This is a genomic window from Rhizomicrobium electricum, assembly GCF_011762045.1.
In the GTDB taxonomy this organism is placed as follows: Bacteria; Pseudomonadota; Alphaproteobacteria; order Micropepsales; family Micropepsaceae; genus Rhizomicrobium; species Rhizomicrobium electricum.
This window is the reverse complement of record NZ_JAASQS010000011.1, coordinates 155,223-172,902: the sequence shown is the minus strand read 5'-3', so window position 1 is coordinate 172,902 and position 17,680 is coordinate 155,223. Positions and strand designations below refer to the sequence as shown.

The following is a 17,680-nucleotide window of genomic DNA, read 5'->3' as shown; positions in this document are numbered from 1 at the left end:
AATGATATTTTTTATCACAGTCGCTTGGTGCGCAAATTTTTCCGGAAAATGGGAGCGTTACCAAAGCATTGCCTAGCACAACGGAGAGCCGGGTTGAGCAGGTGCGTGTTATGAAAATCAATCAATTTCGCTCACGTCCATCTAGAACTTTGGGTCCGTGAGCCATGGAGCCGCGGCCACAATCGCGACAGCCAACAGAATCGCCAGCATGTAGACCCAGATCGCTCTTACGGCCTTCTCGGGTGAAACGCGGCCAATCGCACAGGCCTGGTAGAACCCGATTCCAAGCGGCGGCGTGAACAACCCGAGGCTCATCGAAAGCACCATGACGATCCCGTAGTGGACCGGGGCGATGCCCAGCGCTTTGGCAATGGGAAACAACAGCGGCGCAAAGACGACGATCGCCGGAATGCCTTCGAGAATGCTGCCCAAGATCGCAAACACGACGATCGACAGCACCATGAACCCGACCTTTCCGCCCGGCATAGCCTCCATCGCGGCCGCGAGCTGGTGTGAGAATTCGGCTTGCGTCAAAGCCCACGCCATAGCGGATGCCGTGCCGAGAATAATCATGATGGCGCCCGACAGAGACAGCGTTTCGCACAACATCGGCCACATCCGGTCCAGCCGGAAACTCCGGTAAAACACGATCGACACGACGATCGTGTAGAGCACACCTATGGTGGACACTTCGGTGGCCGTCGTCATTCCCGTCACCACAGCCATCCGGACCACGACCAGCAACAGCAGTGGCGGCAAAGCCCACACCAAGGCCTTTGCGATCTCCCGCAACGAGGCGCGACGCACGTTATCGACCTTTTCAGAGCGAGAACGAAACCACGCTATCGCAAAGAGACCGAATGCGCCGACGACGGCCGGCAGCATGCCGCCGGTGAACAATGCCGAAATCGACACACCGGTAACCGAGCCGACGGTGATGAGGACGATCGACGGAGGAATGGTTTCGCCCATGGCCGCCGACGCGGACAGCAGTCCGATCAACTCGCCGGGTTTCTTGCCGCGCCGCTGCATCTCGGGCAGCAAAACGGGCGCGATCGCCGCCATATTGGCCGCTTTCGAACCCGATATTCCCGACACCAGGTACATTGCCGCGATCAGCACATAGGACATCCCGCCCCTGAAATGGGCGACGAGTTTTGCCAGCACGCCCGCAAGCGCCGCGGCGAGGCCCGTCGCCTCGATCATCAGGCCGAGCAAAACGAACAAGGGAATCGAGAGCAACAGGAAGCCGGACATACCCTCGTCCATGCAGATGGCCGCGATGGATATCGGCGTCGCCGTGGCAAACAGAAAATAGGTCACGGCGGCCAAGCCGAAGGATATTGCAATGGGCGCGCCGGCAAAGGTCAGAACAGAAACGCCGATCCCGAAGAAAACGAGGAGACTCCAATTCCCCATCGCATACAGTTGCGGCTCAAGAAGCCAGAGCGCCAGACCGCACATCGCCAGAAGCGCCAAGGACAGGGCAATGTCCCTCAACCGCGCCCGTTGCACGAGCTGCAGCAGCGCGATGGTCAGCATCAGGATGCAGCCGACGAAAATGGCTGCCGCTTTCCAGATGTCGGGCAAGCCCAGCGCCGGCGTGAAAACGGCAGTCTCGGCCCGGGCGTGTTCCCACGCGGGGTACAGCATCAGCCCGAGAAACAGAATGACGGTCAATGAAGAGAAAGTCTCGATCCGCTGCCGCCAGCGCTCCGGTGCCAATCCGACCACGACCGTGAGCCGCATGTGCCCGCCGCGGTGCTGCGCGACGGCCGCCCCGAGCATCGACATCCAGAGGAAAAGAATTCCCGCGAGTTCGTCCGACCACAACAGCGGTTGATGCAAGACGTAACGAAATGCGACACCGGAAAACAGAATCGCCACTTCGGCAATGACGAGAACCGCACCGGGGATTTCTGCCGCGAGCGCCACGGCCCGCTCCGCCTTCGCCGCAAATGCTTTGAACGTCGCGAACTCACCGTCCGCGGTTGCGCCATCAGGCGAGACGGCCGACGTATCTTTCGAGATGCCTCCAAGCGACGTCACCAAACCTCTCCCTCCACTGGCGGTAAAAACCCCGCTCTATAAGTTTCTTCTTGAATGGCGCGGGATCCGGATCCACGAACGTCATATGGCGCGCGGAAAGCGCGGCACGAACGGAAACGTTCAGCGCGGCGATATCCGCGCGCTGCGCCATGCAAAGCTCGTTGAAAGCGGATTCCGCAATTTTCCGCATATCCTTGGGCAACCTGTACCAAGCCGCGCCGTTGGCCACGAAGAGATAGCCGTCCCAGATATGGTTGGTTTGGCTGACGTAGGTCTGCACCTCGTACAGCTTCGCCGTATCGATAATCGGCAGCGGGTTTTCCTGTCCATCTACAATGTGGGTCTGCAAGGCCGTGTAGACCTCGCTGAACTGCATCCCGGTGGGCGTTCCGCCCAGCGTCCGAAACAGACTAATGGGAATTTGGCTCACCGGAACGCGGATCTTCACGCCGGCAAGATCCGCGGGCGAAAGAATGGGCCGGCGCGATGTGGTGATTTGGCGAAAACCGTTGTCCCATACGCGCGGCATCATATGCAGGCCGGCCTTTTCGATCTGTGCCGCGATAAAGCCGCCAAGATCGCCATCCATGGCGGCCCAAACCGCATTATAGTCGCGGAACGCAAATCCGACGGCGTTGATGGCGGCAGACGGAACCAGGGTCGCAATGGCAAGCGAAGACGGCGTGAAAAACTCGATCGCTCCCGCCCGCAGTTGGTTCAGCATGCCGGTGTCGCCGCCAAGCTGATTGCTGGGGAAGATGCGGATGTCGAGTTCGCCGGCCGTCTCTTTGCGAATTCTGTCGGCCGCTTCGCGGGCACGCCGGTTGAGCGGATGACTGGTCGGAAGATTGTTTCCGTATTTATAGATGAAGCGGGACTTGGCCCGGGCATGAGGGCCGGAGCCGGTCCACGCCGCAATCCCTGCCAAGACCGACCTTCTATTTATCGTCGCCATGGCAATCGGCCCGAATACCTTAGTTTACAAAGGACGTTATTCGTAACATAAATCGTGTTATGTTTCTTGTCCAGCAAGGACCAACGTAACACGGTCGAATGAGGATGTAATGAGCAGGTTTTTTGGTGAGGTCCGGCAAATCGGGTACGTGGTGCGCGATATCGAAGCTGCAATGAAATACTGGTCCGAAATTCTCGGTATCGGCCCATGGTTCTACGCTCCGAAAATCGTCGACCAGCACTTTGAATACAAAGGGCGCCCTTCTCCGATACAGCGTGCTGTCGCACTCGCGAATTCCGGTCCGCTGCAGATGGAACTCGTGCAGCAGTTGAATGATGCGCCGTCGATGTATCTCGACTTCCTCAAAGCCGGGCATACGGGCGCCCAACACTTTGCCTACTGGACGACCGATTTCGATTCCGACATCGCCCGCCTGACCGCGCAAGGATTGAAAATCGGCATGTACGGGTCCGTCGGCGCCGGCGGCCGCTATGTTTATTTCGAAACGGAATTTCATCCGGGCACAGTGATCGAGCTGTCCGAAATCTCGGGCGCGAAAGGCACGCTGTTTCGTCAAATCCGCGAGGCGAGCGAAAACTGGGACGGCAGCAATCCCGTTCGCCCGTTCCCAGATCTCTCGAAAATGCCCGCGGAATAACGCTCGACGGTTCAGACCGGGCGCATGCGGCGTGCCATGGCAATGGCGGCCTTCATGTTGCCCGGCCGGGCCACGCCTTTCCAGGCGATGTCAAAGGCAGTGCCCTGATCTACCGACGTGCGCAAAATCGGCAACCCGGCCGTGATGTTCACCGTCTCGTGGCGGCCGATCAACTTGGCCGGGATATGGCCCTGGTCGTGGAACTGCGCCACGACGATATCGAATTTACCGTCGATGGCCTGCTCAAAAACGACATCGCCGGGAATCGGTCCGGTGGCCAGAATACCCTCGGCACAGGCGGCTTCGACCGCCGGCACCACCTGCTCCTGATCTTCCGTACCGTAGAGACCAGCCTCGCCGGCATGCGGATTGATCGCCGCGACGGCCACCCGCGGCCTCGCAACGCCCGTGGTCAACACATGGCGATGTGCCGCCCTGATGGTATCGAGGATCAATTCGGTTCGGCACAAACCGGCGGCCTTGGACAAAGCCACATGCGTCGTGACGTGGATGACCGACAACTGCGGACAGGCCAAAACGGCGTAGCATTTCTTCACGCCGGTGAAGTGCGACAGCAGACCGGCATGGCCGTTCAAGGCATAGCCCGCCATTCGGATCGCGGTTTTGTTCAGCGCCGCCGTGCAGATGACGTCGATCTTCTTTGCCAGAGCCAGTTCGACGGCCGTCTTGATGATACGGCACCCGACCTCGCCCGCATCTGCCGACAACTGGCCGGGCAGAATTGCATCTCGATTGTTGGCCTCGACCGGCAGTAGAGGCACGCCGCCGTCCGCGACCTTACCGGCCTCAACCGCCGCGTCGGTGGTGACGAAGTCCAAGTCCGCCCCGACCAACGCACTGGCCCGCGCCATGAAAACAGGATCCGCGATGACCAGCGTCGCGGCACGCTCCGCCGCCGACATATCCTTAAGCGCTTTGCAGATCACTTCGGGCCCGATCCCGGCCGGATCGCCCATCGTCAGACCAATTCTGTTCACCATCCACTCCATACCTGCAATGCGCCATCCGCTGGTGGCGGACGAGAAAACGACCGAATATCACACGAATTGTGTTGTATGTATAGGTTTTTTTGGTACATTCCACATCGCCAGCTAGCGCCCGTACGGTACCGGCGTATTTTCCGGCGCAGCAGGAGCCTAGAGGATGCCGAAACAACCAGACCGCGATCCCGAACTGCTTCTGTCGTTTTATGGTGACGACGTCACCGGCTCGACCGATGCGCTGGAAGCGGCTGCGTTGGCCGGTCTCTCGGCCGTCCTTTTCCTGGCCTGTCCGACCGTCGAGCAGTTGGCGCGGTATCGCCATGTCCACGTCATCGGCGTGGCGGGCGACAGCCGCAGCCGTACCCCGGAATGGATGAAGGCCAATCTTCCGCAGGTGTTTGAGACGCTCAAAGCCACCGGCGCGCCCATCGTACATTATAAAACATGCTCGACGTTCGACTCCTCTCCGACGATCGGGAGTATCGGGCAGGCAATCGACATTGGCATCCATTGCTTCGGCACACCGGTTCCGGTGGTGGTCGGCGTCCTTCCCCATCGCCGGTTTGTTGTGTTCTCGACCCTGTTCGCAGCGGGACATGTTGGCGGCACCCAGGGCGTCTACCGAATTGACCGCCACCCGACGATGAGCCGGCACCCTGTCACGCCGATGACTGAAGCCGATCTGCGGCTGCACCTCGGCAAACAGACAGCGCGCCGTATTGCGGGGTTTGACCATTGCCAGATGGCTGAGGACGATTTCGCGGCGCGGTTTGCGGCACTCGGTGCAGAGATCGTTGTCCTGGATACCTTCGACGCCATCACAACACACCGCACGGGTGAAATCCTCGCGAGCCAAGCCGCCGACCGGCAGATGTTCGTGGCCGGTTCCTCAGGCGTCGAGTACGCCTATTTCGATTATCTCGCAGTGGAGGGAAAACTACCCGCAGCGGAACTCCGCCCGCCGAGTGGACCGGTCGACAAGATTGCCGCCGTGTACGGCAGTTGCTCTCCGATAAGCGAGAAACAGCTCGAATGGGCCGAGAAAAATGGCATGGCCGTCATCGCTGCGGATACCGTGGCACTTGTGGACGGCGCAGGTGATGCGGAAGACGCACTGGTTACACAAATGGTCGCTGCGTTATCGCAGCACCGCGGCGCAGTGGCCTGCACGGCGCGGGGCCCATCCGATCCGCGTATCGCACGCACCCGCGAAGCACTAGGCAATGCCGGGTATGGCGCCTACGAGAGCTCCCGCCTTCTCGGGGAGAGCCTGGGCCGCGTATTGAAGCGCGTGATCGAACACACAGGCATTCAGCGCGCAGTTCTGGCGGGAGGAGACAGCTCCAGCTACGCCATTACCAAGCTCGGCATCGAAGCCCTGGAGTATTCCGGTCCGATGGTTCCGGGAGCCCCACTCTGCCGAGTCCGCACAGACAACCGGAGACTTGATGGAACGGAAGTTGTACTCAAAGGTGGTCAGGTCGGCGAACCAGATTTCCTGGGCCGACTGATCATTGGACATTGAGACAACGGGGGACTGCCATGGACGCCGAAGAACGCCGCAGAGAACTCTTAAAAGTCGTGCAAACCCGCAAATCCGTGGGCCTGGACGAACTGGTCGAACATCTTGGCGTGAGCCGGATGACCGTTCATCGCGACCTCGACCTGCTAGCCGCCCGCGGGCTCTTGCGCAAACAGCGGGGCGGAGCATCGGCCGAAAGCTCGCTCCTCTTCGAAAGCAATTTCCATTACCGGCAGGAAGTCCATCAACCCGAAAAGATCGCCCTGGCCAAGGCTGCCGCACGGCTGATCGAACCCGGGCATGTGATCATGCTCGACGACAGCACGACCACGCTGCAGATCTGCGAAGAAATCAAGGACATCGAAAACGTCACCGTCATCACGAACTCGCTCGCGGTCTGTGAAAAGCTGCGTGCCAGGCCGGACACCCAGCTCGTGCTGGCGGGAGGAAATTATAACGACACGCTGGAGGCATTCTACGGCCTCCTCTGCGAGCAGACATTGCGTAAACTGCGCGCCGACTGGACATTCATGTCGGCGCCGTCCGTCATTGGAACGTGTCTTTATCACCAGGATCAGGAAGTCGTCCGCATCAAGCGGGCCATGATGGAAGCGGCTGGAAAATCGGTGATGTTGCTCGATGCCGCGAAGTTCCGCACCCGAGCCCTGACACAGTTTGCCGAACTCACCGAGTTCGACCACATCTTCATCGATCGGCAAATCGATCCCGCAGCAGCAAGATCGTTGCAGCAGGCGGGAATAACGTTCGAACTCGTCTAGCGAAAGAATATCTATGTCTACGTTGGGTACTCAAATCCGCCTTTCCCGCATCATCAATAACAAGACGCAGCGCAGCTTTTGTGTCGCCATGGACCATGCGTTACATCTTGGCTGCAGCAAGGGATTGGAGCACCCCGAAACCGTTCTGGATGCCATGGCCGAGGCCGGCGTCGACGGTGTGATCCTTTCGCTTGGTTCGGCTCTGCGTTACGGAGCTCACCTCGTCCGCAACGGCGGGCCCGCCCTGATTTTGCGGCTTGATCAGACCACCATGTGGCGCGAAGGCACAGACCTCGACTACAAGGACGGCCATACGCGCATGGTCGCCTCGGTCAACGATGCCATCGCCCTGGGAGCGGACGCAGTCATCAACTATATGTTCGTCGGCCACAACGACCCGGCCGAGGAAACCATCGCATTTCGCTCCACTTCGGAAGTCAATGCTGCGGCACGAGCGGCTGGTGTGGTTCATATTATAGAAACGATGGGGGCCCGTCATGCCCTCGCCAAAAACATCAACGATGGATCGTTCGTAGCCTTCCATGCGCGCATCGGTGCCGAGATGGGCGCGGACATCATCAAGACGGATTGGCCCGGCAGCACTGAAAAGCTACGCAGTATCGTTGCGCAGTCGCCGGTGCCCGTCATGCTAGCTGGAGGTCCGCGTGGCAAGAGCGACCGCGGCACCCTCGAACTGGTATCCTCCGTGGTTAAGGCCGGGGCCGCCGGAATTCTGTTCGGCCGCTCGGTCTTCGAGGCCAACGAGCCGCTCGCCGTCATGCGCGCTTGCCGCGTCATCGTGCACGAGGGCGGCAGTGTCGATGATGCGATTGATACCGCGGGGTTCCACGCGCTGCCGCTTACAGCCTGATCGAAATACCGCGCTCGCAACGCGCGAAAGGCAGATGCCATGTCTACCCGTATGAGCAGGATGCGCATTTCAGCCCTGCTAATGAGCAGTGCCCTTTTTTGCATGTCCGCCGTTGCGGCTCCTGCTCTTCAGCCGTTCGTTGTCGACCACGAGCATCATGCCCAGTCGCCGCTGGACGTGAGTTTCCTGCTCGAGAAGACGGCCGGCGACCGCGGCTTCATTCGCATTAAAGACGGCCACTTGGCTCATGCGGACGGGCAACGGTTCCGTTGCTGGGGTGTCAATCTCAGCGGCTGGACACCGGGCTCCGCTCTGCTGCCGCCCAAGGCAAGCGCCGACGTTTACGCCAGAACGCTGGCGCGTCTGGGCATCAATTGCGTTCGCCTGCATTTCCTCGATCTGCCCAACACGCCGATGCCCGTTCACGGCCAAGGCGGTGCCACTCCCAACGGGGAGCCGGCGAAAGAGCCGCTTTCGTACCGGCCTGCCGGACTGATCGACAGCAGCCGCAGCGATACAAAATCCTTCGATCCCGAGCAGCTCGACCGGCTCGACTACATGGTCTACCGCCTGAAGAGCCTCGGCATTTACGTCGATCTCAACCTGAACGTCGGCCGTTCCTATCTCGGCGGCGACGGCGTGCCCGATCACGATCTCATCGGGGTCGCCAAGGGATTTACGTATTTCGGCCCCGAACTCATCGCACGGCAGAAAGAATATGCCCGCGCCCTGATCAAACACGTCAATCCGTACACCAAGACCGCCTACAGCGACGAACCCGCCGTGGCGGTGGTCGAAATCGTCAACGAGAATTCGCTGACGGAATTCTGGATGCGCAACTGGCTGCGCGGTGAAAACGAAAAAGAAGCGCCGCGGCTCCAGCTCGATTTGACGCCGCATTACAAGACGCTGCTGACGACGCAGTACAACGACTGGCTGTGCCAGACCTACAAGCCGGTCCAACTGGAGAAAATGCGTCGGACCTGGGCCATCCCCGCCGGCCAACCGGTCGAACTCCTGCGCCGAGGTGACTTCTCCGCCGCACCGGCCGACCGCTTCCATGCGGAAGCGGAATTCCTGGCACACGTCGAAACCGCATTCTTCTCAGACATGAGCGACTATCTGCGCAAGGACCTCGGCGTGAAGGTCCCGATCATTCCGACAGCCGATCACACCTATTTCATTTCCGGTCTGCCGTTGCTGCGCTCGACCTCCAAAATGGAGGTTCAGGATGCCCACTCTTATTGGCAGCATCCCGCCATCTACGGACGGCGCGCCACGCCGATGCTCGACGATCCGCAGCATTCGATGCTCGTAAAGCTGGCGCGCACCGCGATGGCCGGAAAGCCGTTCACCGTCAGCGAGATCAACGAGCCGTTCCCCAACGATTACGGCAGCGAGATGATCCCCGTCATCGCCAGCTATGCCGCCTTTCAGGATTGGGACGCCGTCTTCTTCTACAGCATGGAGCCCAAACTGAATGGGCAGTGGAAGCCGACCATCGGCGATTTCTTCGACATCGCCCAGGACCCGGTCAAGATCGCCGAAATTCCGCTCGGAGCCCTGACCTTCCTGCGCCACGACATAAAGGCAGCCCGGAAAGTCGTGGCGCGCAGCTATTCCAGGTCGGAGGTCGACGAAACGGCCAGGGCTCCAGCGAATGCCAAACCCTATTTCACGTCCGACTTCCCGCTCACTTTGCCCCTTCAACACGGCTCCCGCATCCGCTGCCTCGACTGCGAACCGCTGGAAAAGATCTCGCTGCCGCAGGGCGACGACATTCTCAGCGACACGGGCGAGCTGCGTTGGCATGCAGCGGGAGAGCACACCGGCTTTCTGACCACCAAATCCGAGCGCACCGAAATCATTTCGGGCTTCACCGCCGAGACGGCACGCAAGAACGGCAATACGCCCCACCTGAGTACCGACATCACCAACGAGTTCGCCACCGTCGCGTTGAGTTCGCTCGACGGCAAGGCGCTCTCCGTTTGCGATCGCATGATGCTTGTGGCCGTCGCCTATTCGCGCAATTCCGGCTCCGCCTGGGACAGCCGCAAAGCCATGATGGCGAAGTGGGGCGACGCCCCGACGCTGATCGAGCCCGTAACGGGATGGATTTTGCTCAAGAACCTCGAAGGCGCGGTGAAGGTGACCGTCACGCCCATCGACGGCGCCGGACGGCAGCTCGCTCCCATCGACGCGCGAATGCTCGAAGACGGATGGGAATTTACTGCCGGAACCCCGGCCGCAACGAATTATCTGGTTTCCGTTACTCGCTAGCCGGGAGTCCGGCACCAAGAGGTCCGCCATGTTCGAAGTCTGCCGCAGGAGCGTGCTAAAAGGCGCGACGGTCGCCACCGTCCTGGGCGGCGCTGCCGCCAAGCCCACCCGCCATGCCGGTCGCGAAGTGATGCAGGAATTCGCCTATTCCGACGTTACGCTGACGGGCGGTCCCTTGGGGGAACAATACAACTGGATGAAGGCGCACTTCCTGGCGCTCGATAACGACCAGCTGCTTAAGGTGTACCGTCAGCACGCCGGACTGGAAGCACCGGGCAAGGACATGGGCGGCTGGTATGACGCCGACGGCTTCGTACCCGGACTGACACTGGGCCAATACATTTCCGGTCTGGCCCGCTTCGGCAGTACCACCGGCGATGCCGCTTTTCATGCCAAGGTGGCCACTCTCGTCGGCGAGTTTGCCAAGATCATCGCCCGCAATCCCAATCCGTTCGCCGGTCCCGGAACCGAAAAGCAATGGGCGGCCTATGTCTACGACAAGCATGCCATCGGCCTGATCGACGCCTACGATCTCAGCCATGTGCATGAGGCTGCGGACCTTCTGCCGCGCGTTTGGCAGGGCGCAAAGCCGTTCGTTTCTCCCATCAGTCGGGATAGAAACGGCAAAAAAGATCCGCCCTACGACGAAACCTACGTCCTGTCGGAAAACATGTTCGCCGCGGCTCGTGTCACAGGCGACAACAAGTTCCGAGCCCTGGGCGAGCACTATCTGCTCAACAAGGAATTCTTCGATCCACTGTCTAAGGGTCAAGACGTTCTGCCCCATGCCCATGCCTACAGCCACGCCATCTGTCTCAGTTCCGGCGCCGCGGCCTATCTCGAAATCGGAGACGACAAATACAAGAATGCTCTGGTCAATGCCTGGCATTTCCTCGAACTCCAACGCTACGCTTCGGGCGGCTGGGGACCGGAGGAGCAATTCGTCGTTCCGCACACCGGTGCTCTCTACAAGAGTCTGTTCAGCACCAAGGCGCATTTTGAAACGCCATGCGGCAGCTACGCGAACACCAAACTTGCCCGGTATCTTCTACGCTTTACCGGCGATGCCCGTTACGGCGACGGCCTGGAACGCGACCTCTTCAACACCATCCTCGCCGTAAGGAAGCCCGATAACGACGGCAATTACCCCTACTATTCCAGCTACGGGCCCGCCTCGAAAAAGGAATACTACCCGCGCAAATGGCCGTGCTGCTCGGGCACGCTGGCCCAGTGCGTTGCCGATTATCCGCTCGACATCTATTTCCACGGCCCGGACCGGCTCTACGTGAACCTGTATACGCCTTCGCAGGTGCGCTGGTTGCTGCACGGCCAGACCGTCACGCTGCGCCAGGAAACGGACTTCCCCTATGCCGACAAGACGACGCTCCGCATCACGCTGGCCCGGGCGGAGAAATTCACCCTCGCCTTGCGGATTCCGGGATGGATTGCCGGCAAATCGAGCGTTCTCGTCAACGGCGAACCGATCGCGATCCACGCCGCCGCCGGCCAGTTTGCTCTGATCGAGAGATCATGGAAAAGCGGCGATATCGTCGAGCTGACCTTGCCGCAAAACCAGCGCATGCTGCCGATCGACGACAAGCATCCCGATATCGTCGCCCTGATGAAGGGACCGGTGATGTACGTCAGTGCGGAGCCGACCGCAGCCTCGGCGCGCCATACCGCGGCGCCCGATCAGAACCTGACGGCGCTGGCGCCAGACGGAACACCGAAGAGCAACGGCCGCGAAAAGAGCTTCGTGCCGTTCCACCTCGTCGATCAAGAAGCATACGATACGTATCACAAGCTGGGTTGACGGGATTGAAGCAAAAAGGGCGTTTCCTCGCCGGGTAAGCGGGGAAGCGCCCTTTTTTGCATTTGGATGCCAGCGTTGAAGATGTCCTACAGTTCGGCCTGTATTTGCTCGAGAGATTTTCCCTCGTTACGCGGCGCCCAGATGATGCCGATGATGCCGCTGGCGGCCTGAAATCCCGTGAGAATCCAGGCCAAGGTCGTGAATCCCGTCGCCGTCAGGATCGGAACGAAGAAACTCCAGACGCCGAGTCCGATCCGCACAATGGCAAACGCGATGCCCTGGGCCGTGCTGCGCAGCAGCGTGGGAAAAAGCTCGGCGCTCCACAATTGAAAGAAGGGTTGCGCTCCGAAGCCGCCGCCGAGCGACGTAAGCACGACATAGGTCAGCGCCACCGGCGTGGTGAGTGGAAACAGCGCCATCACCGCCATCCCAGCCGTCCCCACAACGGCGCCGGTCACGAACATCATCCGCTGATTGACGCGATCGGACCATCGCATGAAGATGAAGACGATCGAGAAAATACCCACCGTGAAACTCAACGCCTGGAACGCAATACTTGCCGCCTGGGTCTGGGCGCCGACCGTGTGCAGAATATACGGTAGGAAAAACCCATTGGTTCCGGCCCAGAGGTTCCAAGCCCCATACATGCCGACCAGAAACAGCATCGACCGCAGATGCTTGCGCTTCAGCAGCTCTTTCACGCCGGCAAGCTTCGCGGCCTCGGCACCTGCTTCGGCCTTTGCCGCGGCCCAACGCTCGGATTCGTGCATGCCGGAACGCATGAGCATCAAGCCGACCGCAAGAATAGCAAGGTGGGCGAAAACGATCCTTGCACCCAACATGCCAAGCGGCATCAGGGCTAACGAGGCCAGAAGCACGACCACAGGTCCCAAATACCAAAGAACCTGCGCCAATCCGCTGCGCTGGCCGCGGGCGCCTTGAGGAGCCTGATCGGCAATAAGCGACCACGATGCGGGTACCGCCGCCCCAACCGCCAAGCCGACCTGGATAAATCCGGCGACAATCATCCAAGGCGCAACTGCAAAGACCAGCCACATCATACCGACGGCGTAGAACGCCATATTGGCGAGATAGATCCGTCTGCGACCAAACAAGTCACACAACCGGCCACCGACTATCGCCCCGATGCCGGCCGATATGGAATTGGCGCCGATAGCGCCGAGCAAACCGACAAACGGCGTGCTCAGATGATACTGCTCCACCCAGATCGACAGCGTCGCGGCGCTGGCGACGATCGAACCCGCATCGATATAGTTGGCAATCGCTGCGAGTATCGTGCCTTTCCAGCCCGTATCGTCGCGTGCTCCCCCTTCCTTGCTCATGACGCGCCTTCCCTTTTTATTGTACTTTGAAACAATAGTCGCCGGATCCAACTTCGAGGACCAAGCCGTCGGCATCGACGATGCGGATATCTGCGCAAACGTTCAGCGGTCTGCCGCCTTCGCGCCAGCGGCGTCCTCCTGGAAGATGCACCTCTGCAACTGCATTGGGAGGAACCGTCAGCATCAGACGCGACACACCGGCATCATCACCATCAACCCTGGTGGCAATGCGGCCGAGGCAGGAATCGTATTCACCTTCGACTCTGCCGATTTTCGGATCGAACAGCGGGTTCACGACAATCCGACGAAACCCTGCCGCGCCGGGCGCAATGCCTGCCAGGCGCCGATAAATGAATCCAACCACGGCACCCAACGCATAGTGGCTGTAGGAGTTCATCGATATATCGCCGACATCGCCGTTCCAGCGTTCCCAGATCGTCGTAGCGCCGGACCTGATCATGTAACCCCAAGACGGATATGCGGTCTGCAGGAGCAACGCCCCGGCAGTTTCCGCCTGACCATGATCGCACAAAACGTCAAGCAGATAAGGCGTTCCCAAAAAGCCGGTGGAAAGCGTCATGCCGCGACCGGCAATCTCGGCGACGAGATGGGCTGCGGCTGCCTCCCGCAAATGCTCCGGCACGAGACCGAACTTCAGCGCCAAGACGTAACTTGTCTGGCTGCCGTTGCCGACGACACCGTCCGCAGTGACAAACGCGTTGCGGAATGCCGAAGCGATGGCCCGATGCTGATCCGCGAACCGCCGCACATCCGCTTCGCGTCCGGTCTCCGCCGCCATCTCCGCCATCAGTTGTGCCGAATAGGCCCAAAAAGCGGTTGCCGCCAACAGCCGCGGCGTCGTCTCGTCTGCCGGCTGAACGGCATCCACCGAGAGCCAATCCCCGAGATCGAGACCTCGCCGGTGGCGCCAAAGCCAATCCGGATTCGCGGCCGCGATGAAATCCATCCAACGGCACATCGCGTCCCAGTTCTCTTCGATAACGCGCGTGTCTCCGTAGCGCTCGTTGAGCGTCCAAGGCAAAATGATGCCGGCTTCGCTCCAACCGGCCGTATACATATAAGGAAAGCTGCGCGGTTGCGGCGCTACCACGGGATAGGCCCCTTCGAGAGATTGTGCCGCCCGCACCTCGCAAAGGAAGCGGCGGATAAACGAATCCGTGTCCATTGCGAAACAGGCGGCATCGAGAAAAACCTGAATGTCGCCCAACCATCCCAAACGCTCATCACGCTGAGGACAATCCGTCGGCACACCGAAGAAATTCGACCGCTGGCTCCATAGCGTGTTGTCGCAAAGCGACTGGATCATCCGGTTTTCGATCCTGATCGCACCGGTCTCGGGCAAGCTGCTGTGCGCGACGATCCCTTCGACTTTCGCCGCCTCATTGCATTGGACATAGCGAAAGCCATGATACGTGAAACGTGGCTCGAAGGTCTCACCTTGGGGATCACCGCGAAGAACATAGCTGTCGGTCGCCGCCGCTCCGCGCAAATTCGACTGGTCGACCTCGCCATCCGGCAACAAGATTTCGGCGTGGCGCAGCGTTACGGTCGTGCCGGCCGATCCGGCGACGGTCGCTCTCGTCCAGCCGGAAAAATTCTGGCCAAAGTCGTAGACGTACGTCCCAGGACGCACCTCTTTTACTGCCACCGGCTCAAGGGCATAGCGTTCGCGGATCGGCGGGCTTGTCATCGCCACCAGCTTGCCAACCGGTGCACTGGCCGGTTTCGCTGCTTGCCAATTGGAATCGTCAAAGCCGGCCTCGCACCAACCCAACAAAGCACGCCGTGCATCCACACGCTCGCCGTTGTAGATTTCCGACGACAGGATGTGCGAAGCATGCGTGCGCCAACTGGAATCCGTGGCGACTACCTCGCGACTGCCGTCGACATAATCGACAACGAGCTGGGCCAACACACGTTTTGGTCCGTCGCCTAAGGCATAGCGCTCGTTGCGCCAAGCGAGCGCCCCGGCGTACCAACCATCTCCGACATGAAGGCCGACGGCGTTGACGCCCGGGCGGACAAGGTCGGTGACATCAAAGCACTGGTAGAAGACATGGTCGGAAGCCGTACTGATCTCCGGCGTCAAGCGCGCATCCGTGACGTCACGGCCGTTGACGAACGCCTCATAGACACCGAGAGCGGTCGCATAAAGACGGGCTCGCGCAATCGGTTTGACGAGCGAGAATTCTCTACGCAGCAGACGCGCCGGGTAAGCAGGCAGCGGCTCGCATTGCGTTCTCGCCTTAGTCGGAACTGCCGGCAACCAACCAGAATCATCGAAGCCGGGAGAGAGCCACGCGCTGCCGTCGCATTTTCCGGCACGCCATTGCGGCCCCGATGTCAGCCGCAGGACATTGCTGTCGTTGGTGTCAATTCGCACAATTGCGGAAAGCGCACCACCGTCGGGCGGAAGAAAGTCTTCCGTCAATGCAGAGCCTTCTACGCAAAGAACATTGACGCCGCGCTCAAGCGTCAGGGGGATCTTTTGCATAGCGCCCCAGTAAGCGGGTCCTGCTACATCAATGGGGAGACCGTTTATCCAAACTCCGCGCAGTTTGTCCTTGACCGACAGAAGGAGTTCGGCGCAACGCGGCGGTTCAGACAAAACAAAGCGGAAGCGGAATCCAACCGGTGCGCTATCGTGAGCGACATCGGCCCAAATCCAACGAAGACCGGCGGCACGATCCGCAGCTTCCTCTTCGTCCTCGACCGTCAACCAACTTCCCAGCCAGTCCGCGCGCTCCAGAAGACCCATTTCGAACCAGCTTTCCGCGCTGGCGACGACGTCCTTATCGTCCCACACCCATAACCGCCAAAACGCACGTTGGCGGGACTTGAGCGGCAGACCATCGTAACCAACTTCGAAACAGCGATCCGTGCGGACCACGCCGCTATCCCAAAGATCACCTTGGCCCGTGGCAAGAACATCAGGGCTCGAAGCGACGACAACGCGATAGGCGGTCTGCCGGACGTCCCGTCGCGAAGCCACAAGGCGCCAGGAAAAACGCGGAGCGGCGACTTCGAGCCCGATCGGCGTCTCCAAGAACTCGGTCTTGAGGCCGGCGACCAGCAGTTCTGAAGCTGCGACGTCTTTTGAACTGTCGGTCATTATTGGCTCCTGCTTAACGCGCTTTCTTCGATTTCGATCCTGTAACCAGATCGAGGTCGACAGCATCGGCCATGGCCGCATACCCGGCGTCGTTTGGATGCAGGTTGTCCCCGCACTGGTAAGCGCCGATAAGGTGGGATGGCATTTCCGGATCTCGCGTCGCGGCGTCGAAGTCAATCACCCCGTCAAACGCGCTAGAGGTCTTGATCCAGGCATTGACCGCGGTGCGAACGGCTTCACCCTGTGCACTGAAATAGACGGCCCCAGCATAAGGTGTCAGCGTACCGCCGTAGATTTTGATGCCCCTGGCGTGCGTCCGATCGATAAGCTGCTTATAGGCTCCAATGATGTCGTCGACCGTTCGTGGTCCCGTATCGGAATCGACGGTGGAACCCGCGCCGATATCATTGATACCTTCCAGCAGAACGACCGACCTCAGGCCCGCAATGCTCAAAACGTCGCGATCAAAACGATCGAGCGCTTTCTGGCCCGCTCCTTCATAAAGCAGGCGATTACCGCTGATGCCCGCATTGATGATCGTCCAACTGGCACCGAGGCGAGACTTCAAGAGGCGCACGGCAAGTTGCTGCGGCCAGGACTTGTTCCAGCCGGGAGTGGAACACGCCCCCTCGGTGATGGAATCGCCGAAGGCGACAAGCACGCTGCGCGGCTCTGGCGATTCCACATCGATGCCCGAGAGAATAGAAGGTGCCCGATTGATATCGACAAACGGCATCACCGTTTCCGCGGAATGATCGCCCGGCTTCGACAGCCGCAAGGAAACCAGATGGCCGGAAGGCGACAGGCGCCCCGGGTAATAGACGGATACGGCAACAAGTTGATGGGCCTTGACTTTGAACTCGACGGGATCGCTGACGAGCGCCTCACCCAGCTTGATCTCGCCATCCGGCTTGCCGCCAAACAAAACTTTCTTGTCTGTTTTTTCTTCGGTGACCCCATTCGGCGAGGACATAGCGATATGCACGGCCCCGAATTTGACCGACGACAAGCCCATCTCGTTTGTCAGCCGGAGACGCACGCGATTGCCGCTTGCCTCCAGACGGACCACTTGCCGAACGGTTTGGTGACTGAACACACGCACATCGTTGTAGATGAGATTGGATGTCGGCGGGAACGGCGGCGAATACCACGCTGCACCCCAGGTCGGATCAGCCGCATGCGATGCCGCCCCGACGGGCAAAGTCACGCACAATCCCGCGATCGCCATGGCGATGACACAACGAAGATTCATCGTTTCCTCCCAGATACAGGA

At 60.1% G+C, this 17,680-nt stretch carries 12 protein-coding genes; 6 read left to right on the top strand and 6 right to left on the bottom strand.

All coding sequences use genetic code 11. From position 1 onward, the window contains the following. Window positions 1–141: 141 nt before the first annotated feature. Window positions 142–2,049 carry a TRAP transporter large permease subunit gene (locus FHS84_RS20240; protein WP_208394001.1) on the bottom strand — a complete coding sequence of 636 codons (1,908 nt, stop codon included), beginning with the start codon at window positions 2,047–2,049 and terminating at the stop codon, window positions 142–144. Next, window positions 2,000–3,004, bottom strand: coding sequence for a TRAP transporter substrate-binding protein (locus tag FHS84_RS20235; protein WP_166937349.1), 1,005 nt, complete (start codon window positions 3,002–3,004; stop codon window positions 2,000–2,002). The genes FHS84_RS20240 and FHS84_RS20235 overlap by 50 nt, the downstream gene beginning before the upstream one ends. Before the next feature lie 109 nt (window positions 3,005–3,113). Here FHS84_RS20235 and FHS84_RS20230 point away from each other — a divergent pair, with 109 nt between their 5' ends. After that, complete coding sequence (locus tag FHS84_RS20230) at window positions 3,114–3,662, top strand: VOC family protein (protein ID WP_166937348.1); 549 nt, start codon at window positions 3,114–3,116, stop codon at window positions 3,660–3,662. Between the two features lie 11 nt (window positions 3,663–3,673). Here FHS84_RS20230 and pdxA read toward each other — a convergent pair whose 3' ends face one another. Further along, window positions 3,674–4,663: a 4-hydroxythreonine-4-phosphate dehydrogenase PdxA gene (pdxA, locus tag FHS84_RS20225; protein WP_166937347.1), complete on the bottom strand. Its 990-nt coding sequence runs from the start codon at window positions 4,661–4,663 to the stop codon at window positions 3,674–3,676. Between the two features lie 163 nt (window positions 4,664–4,826). Here pdxA and FHS84_RS20220 point away from each other — a divergent pair, with 163 nt between their 5' ends. The 5 genes from FHS84_RS20220 to FHS84_RS20200 all read left to right on the top strand — a co-directional run bounded on the left by FHS84_RS20220 (window position 4,827) and on the right by FHS84_RS20200 (window position 11,931). Beyond that, window positions 4,827–6,191, top strand: coding sequence for a four-carbon acid sugar kinase family protein (locus FHS84_RS20220; RefSeq protein WP_166937346.1), 1,365 nt, complete (start codon window positions 4,827–4,829; stop codon window positions 6,189–6,191). 17 nt (window positions 6,192–6,208) lie between these two features. Continuing rightward, entirely contained in the window at window positions 6,209–6,967 is a 759-nt protein-coding gene (locus FHS84_RS20215; RefSeq protein WP_166937345.1) for a DeoR/GlpR family DNA-binding transcription regulator, read from the top strand. 13 nt (window positions 6,968–6,980) lie between these two features. Next, window positions 6,981–7,838: a class I fructose-bisphosphate aldolase gene (locus tag FHS84_RS20210; protein ID WP_166937344.1), complete on the top strand. Its 858-nt coding sequence runs from the start codon at window positions 6,981–6,983 to the stop codon at window positions 7,836–7,838. Window positions 7,839–7,940: 102 nt separating this feature from the next. Beyond that, complete coding sequence (locus FHS84_RS20205) at window positions 7,941–10,118, top strand: hypothetical protein (protein ID WP_166937343.1); 2,178 nt, start codon at window positions 7,941–7,943, stop codon at window positions 10,116–10,118. Window positions 10,119–10,146: 28 nt separating this feature from the next. Further along, on the top strand, window positions 10,147–11,931 hold the full coding sequence (locus FHS84_RS20200; protein ID WP_166937342.1) for a beta-L-arabinofuranosidase domain-containing protein: 1,785 nt from the start codon (window positions 10,147–10,149) through the stop codon (window positions 11,929–11,931). Window positions 11,932–12,017: 86 nt separating this feature from the next. Here the strand turns inward: FHS84_RS20200 and FHS84_RS20195 are convergent, their stop codons facing one another. Genes FHS84_RS20195 through FHS84_RS20185 form a run of 3 tightly spaced genes read right to left on the bottom strand, consistent with a single transcriptional unit; the run spans window position 12,018 to window position 17,659 of the window. Further along, window positions 12,018–13,274 carry an MFS transporter gene (locus tag FHS84_RS20195; protein ID WP_166937341.1) on the bottom strand — a complete coding sequence of 419 codons (1,257 nt, stop codon included), beginning with the start codon at window positions 13,272–13,274 and terminating at the stop codon, window positions 12,018–12,020. A gap of 16 nt (window positions 13,275–13,290) precedes the next feature. Then, window positions 13,291–16,407 (bottom strand): alpha-L-rhamnosidase, encoded by a 3,117-nt coding sequence (locus FHS84_RS20190; protein ID WP_166937340.1) that lies wholly within the window; start codon window positions 16,405–16,407, stop codon window positions 13,291–13,293. 13 nt (window positions 16,408–16,420) lie between these two features. Then, window positions 16,421–17,659, bottom strand: coding sequence for an SGNH/GDSL hydrolase family protein (locus FHS84_RS20185; protein ID WP_166937339.1), 1,239 nt, complete (start codon window positions 17,657–17,659; stop codon window positions 16,421–16,423). Window positions 17,660–17,680 lie beyond the last annotated feature (21 nt).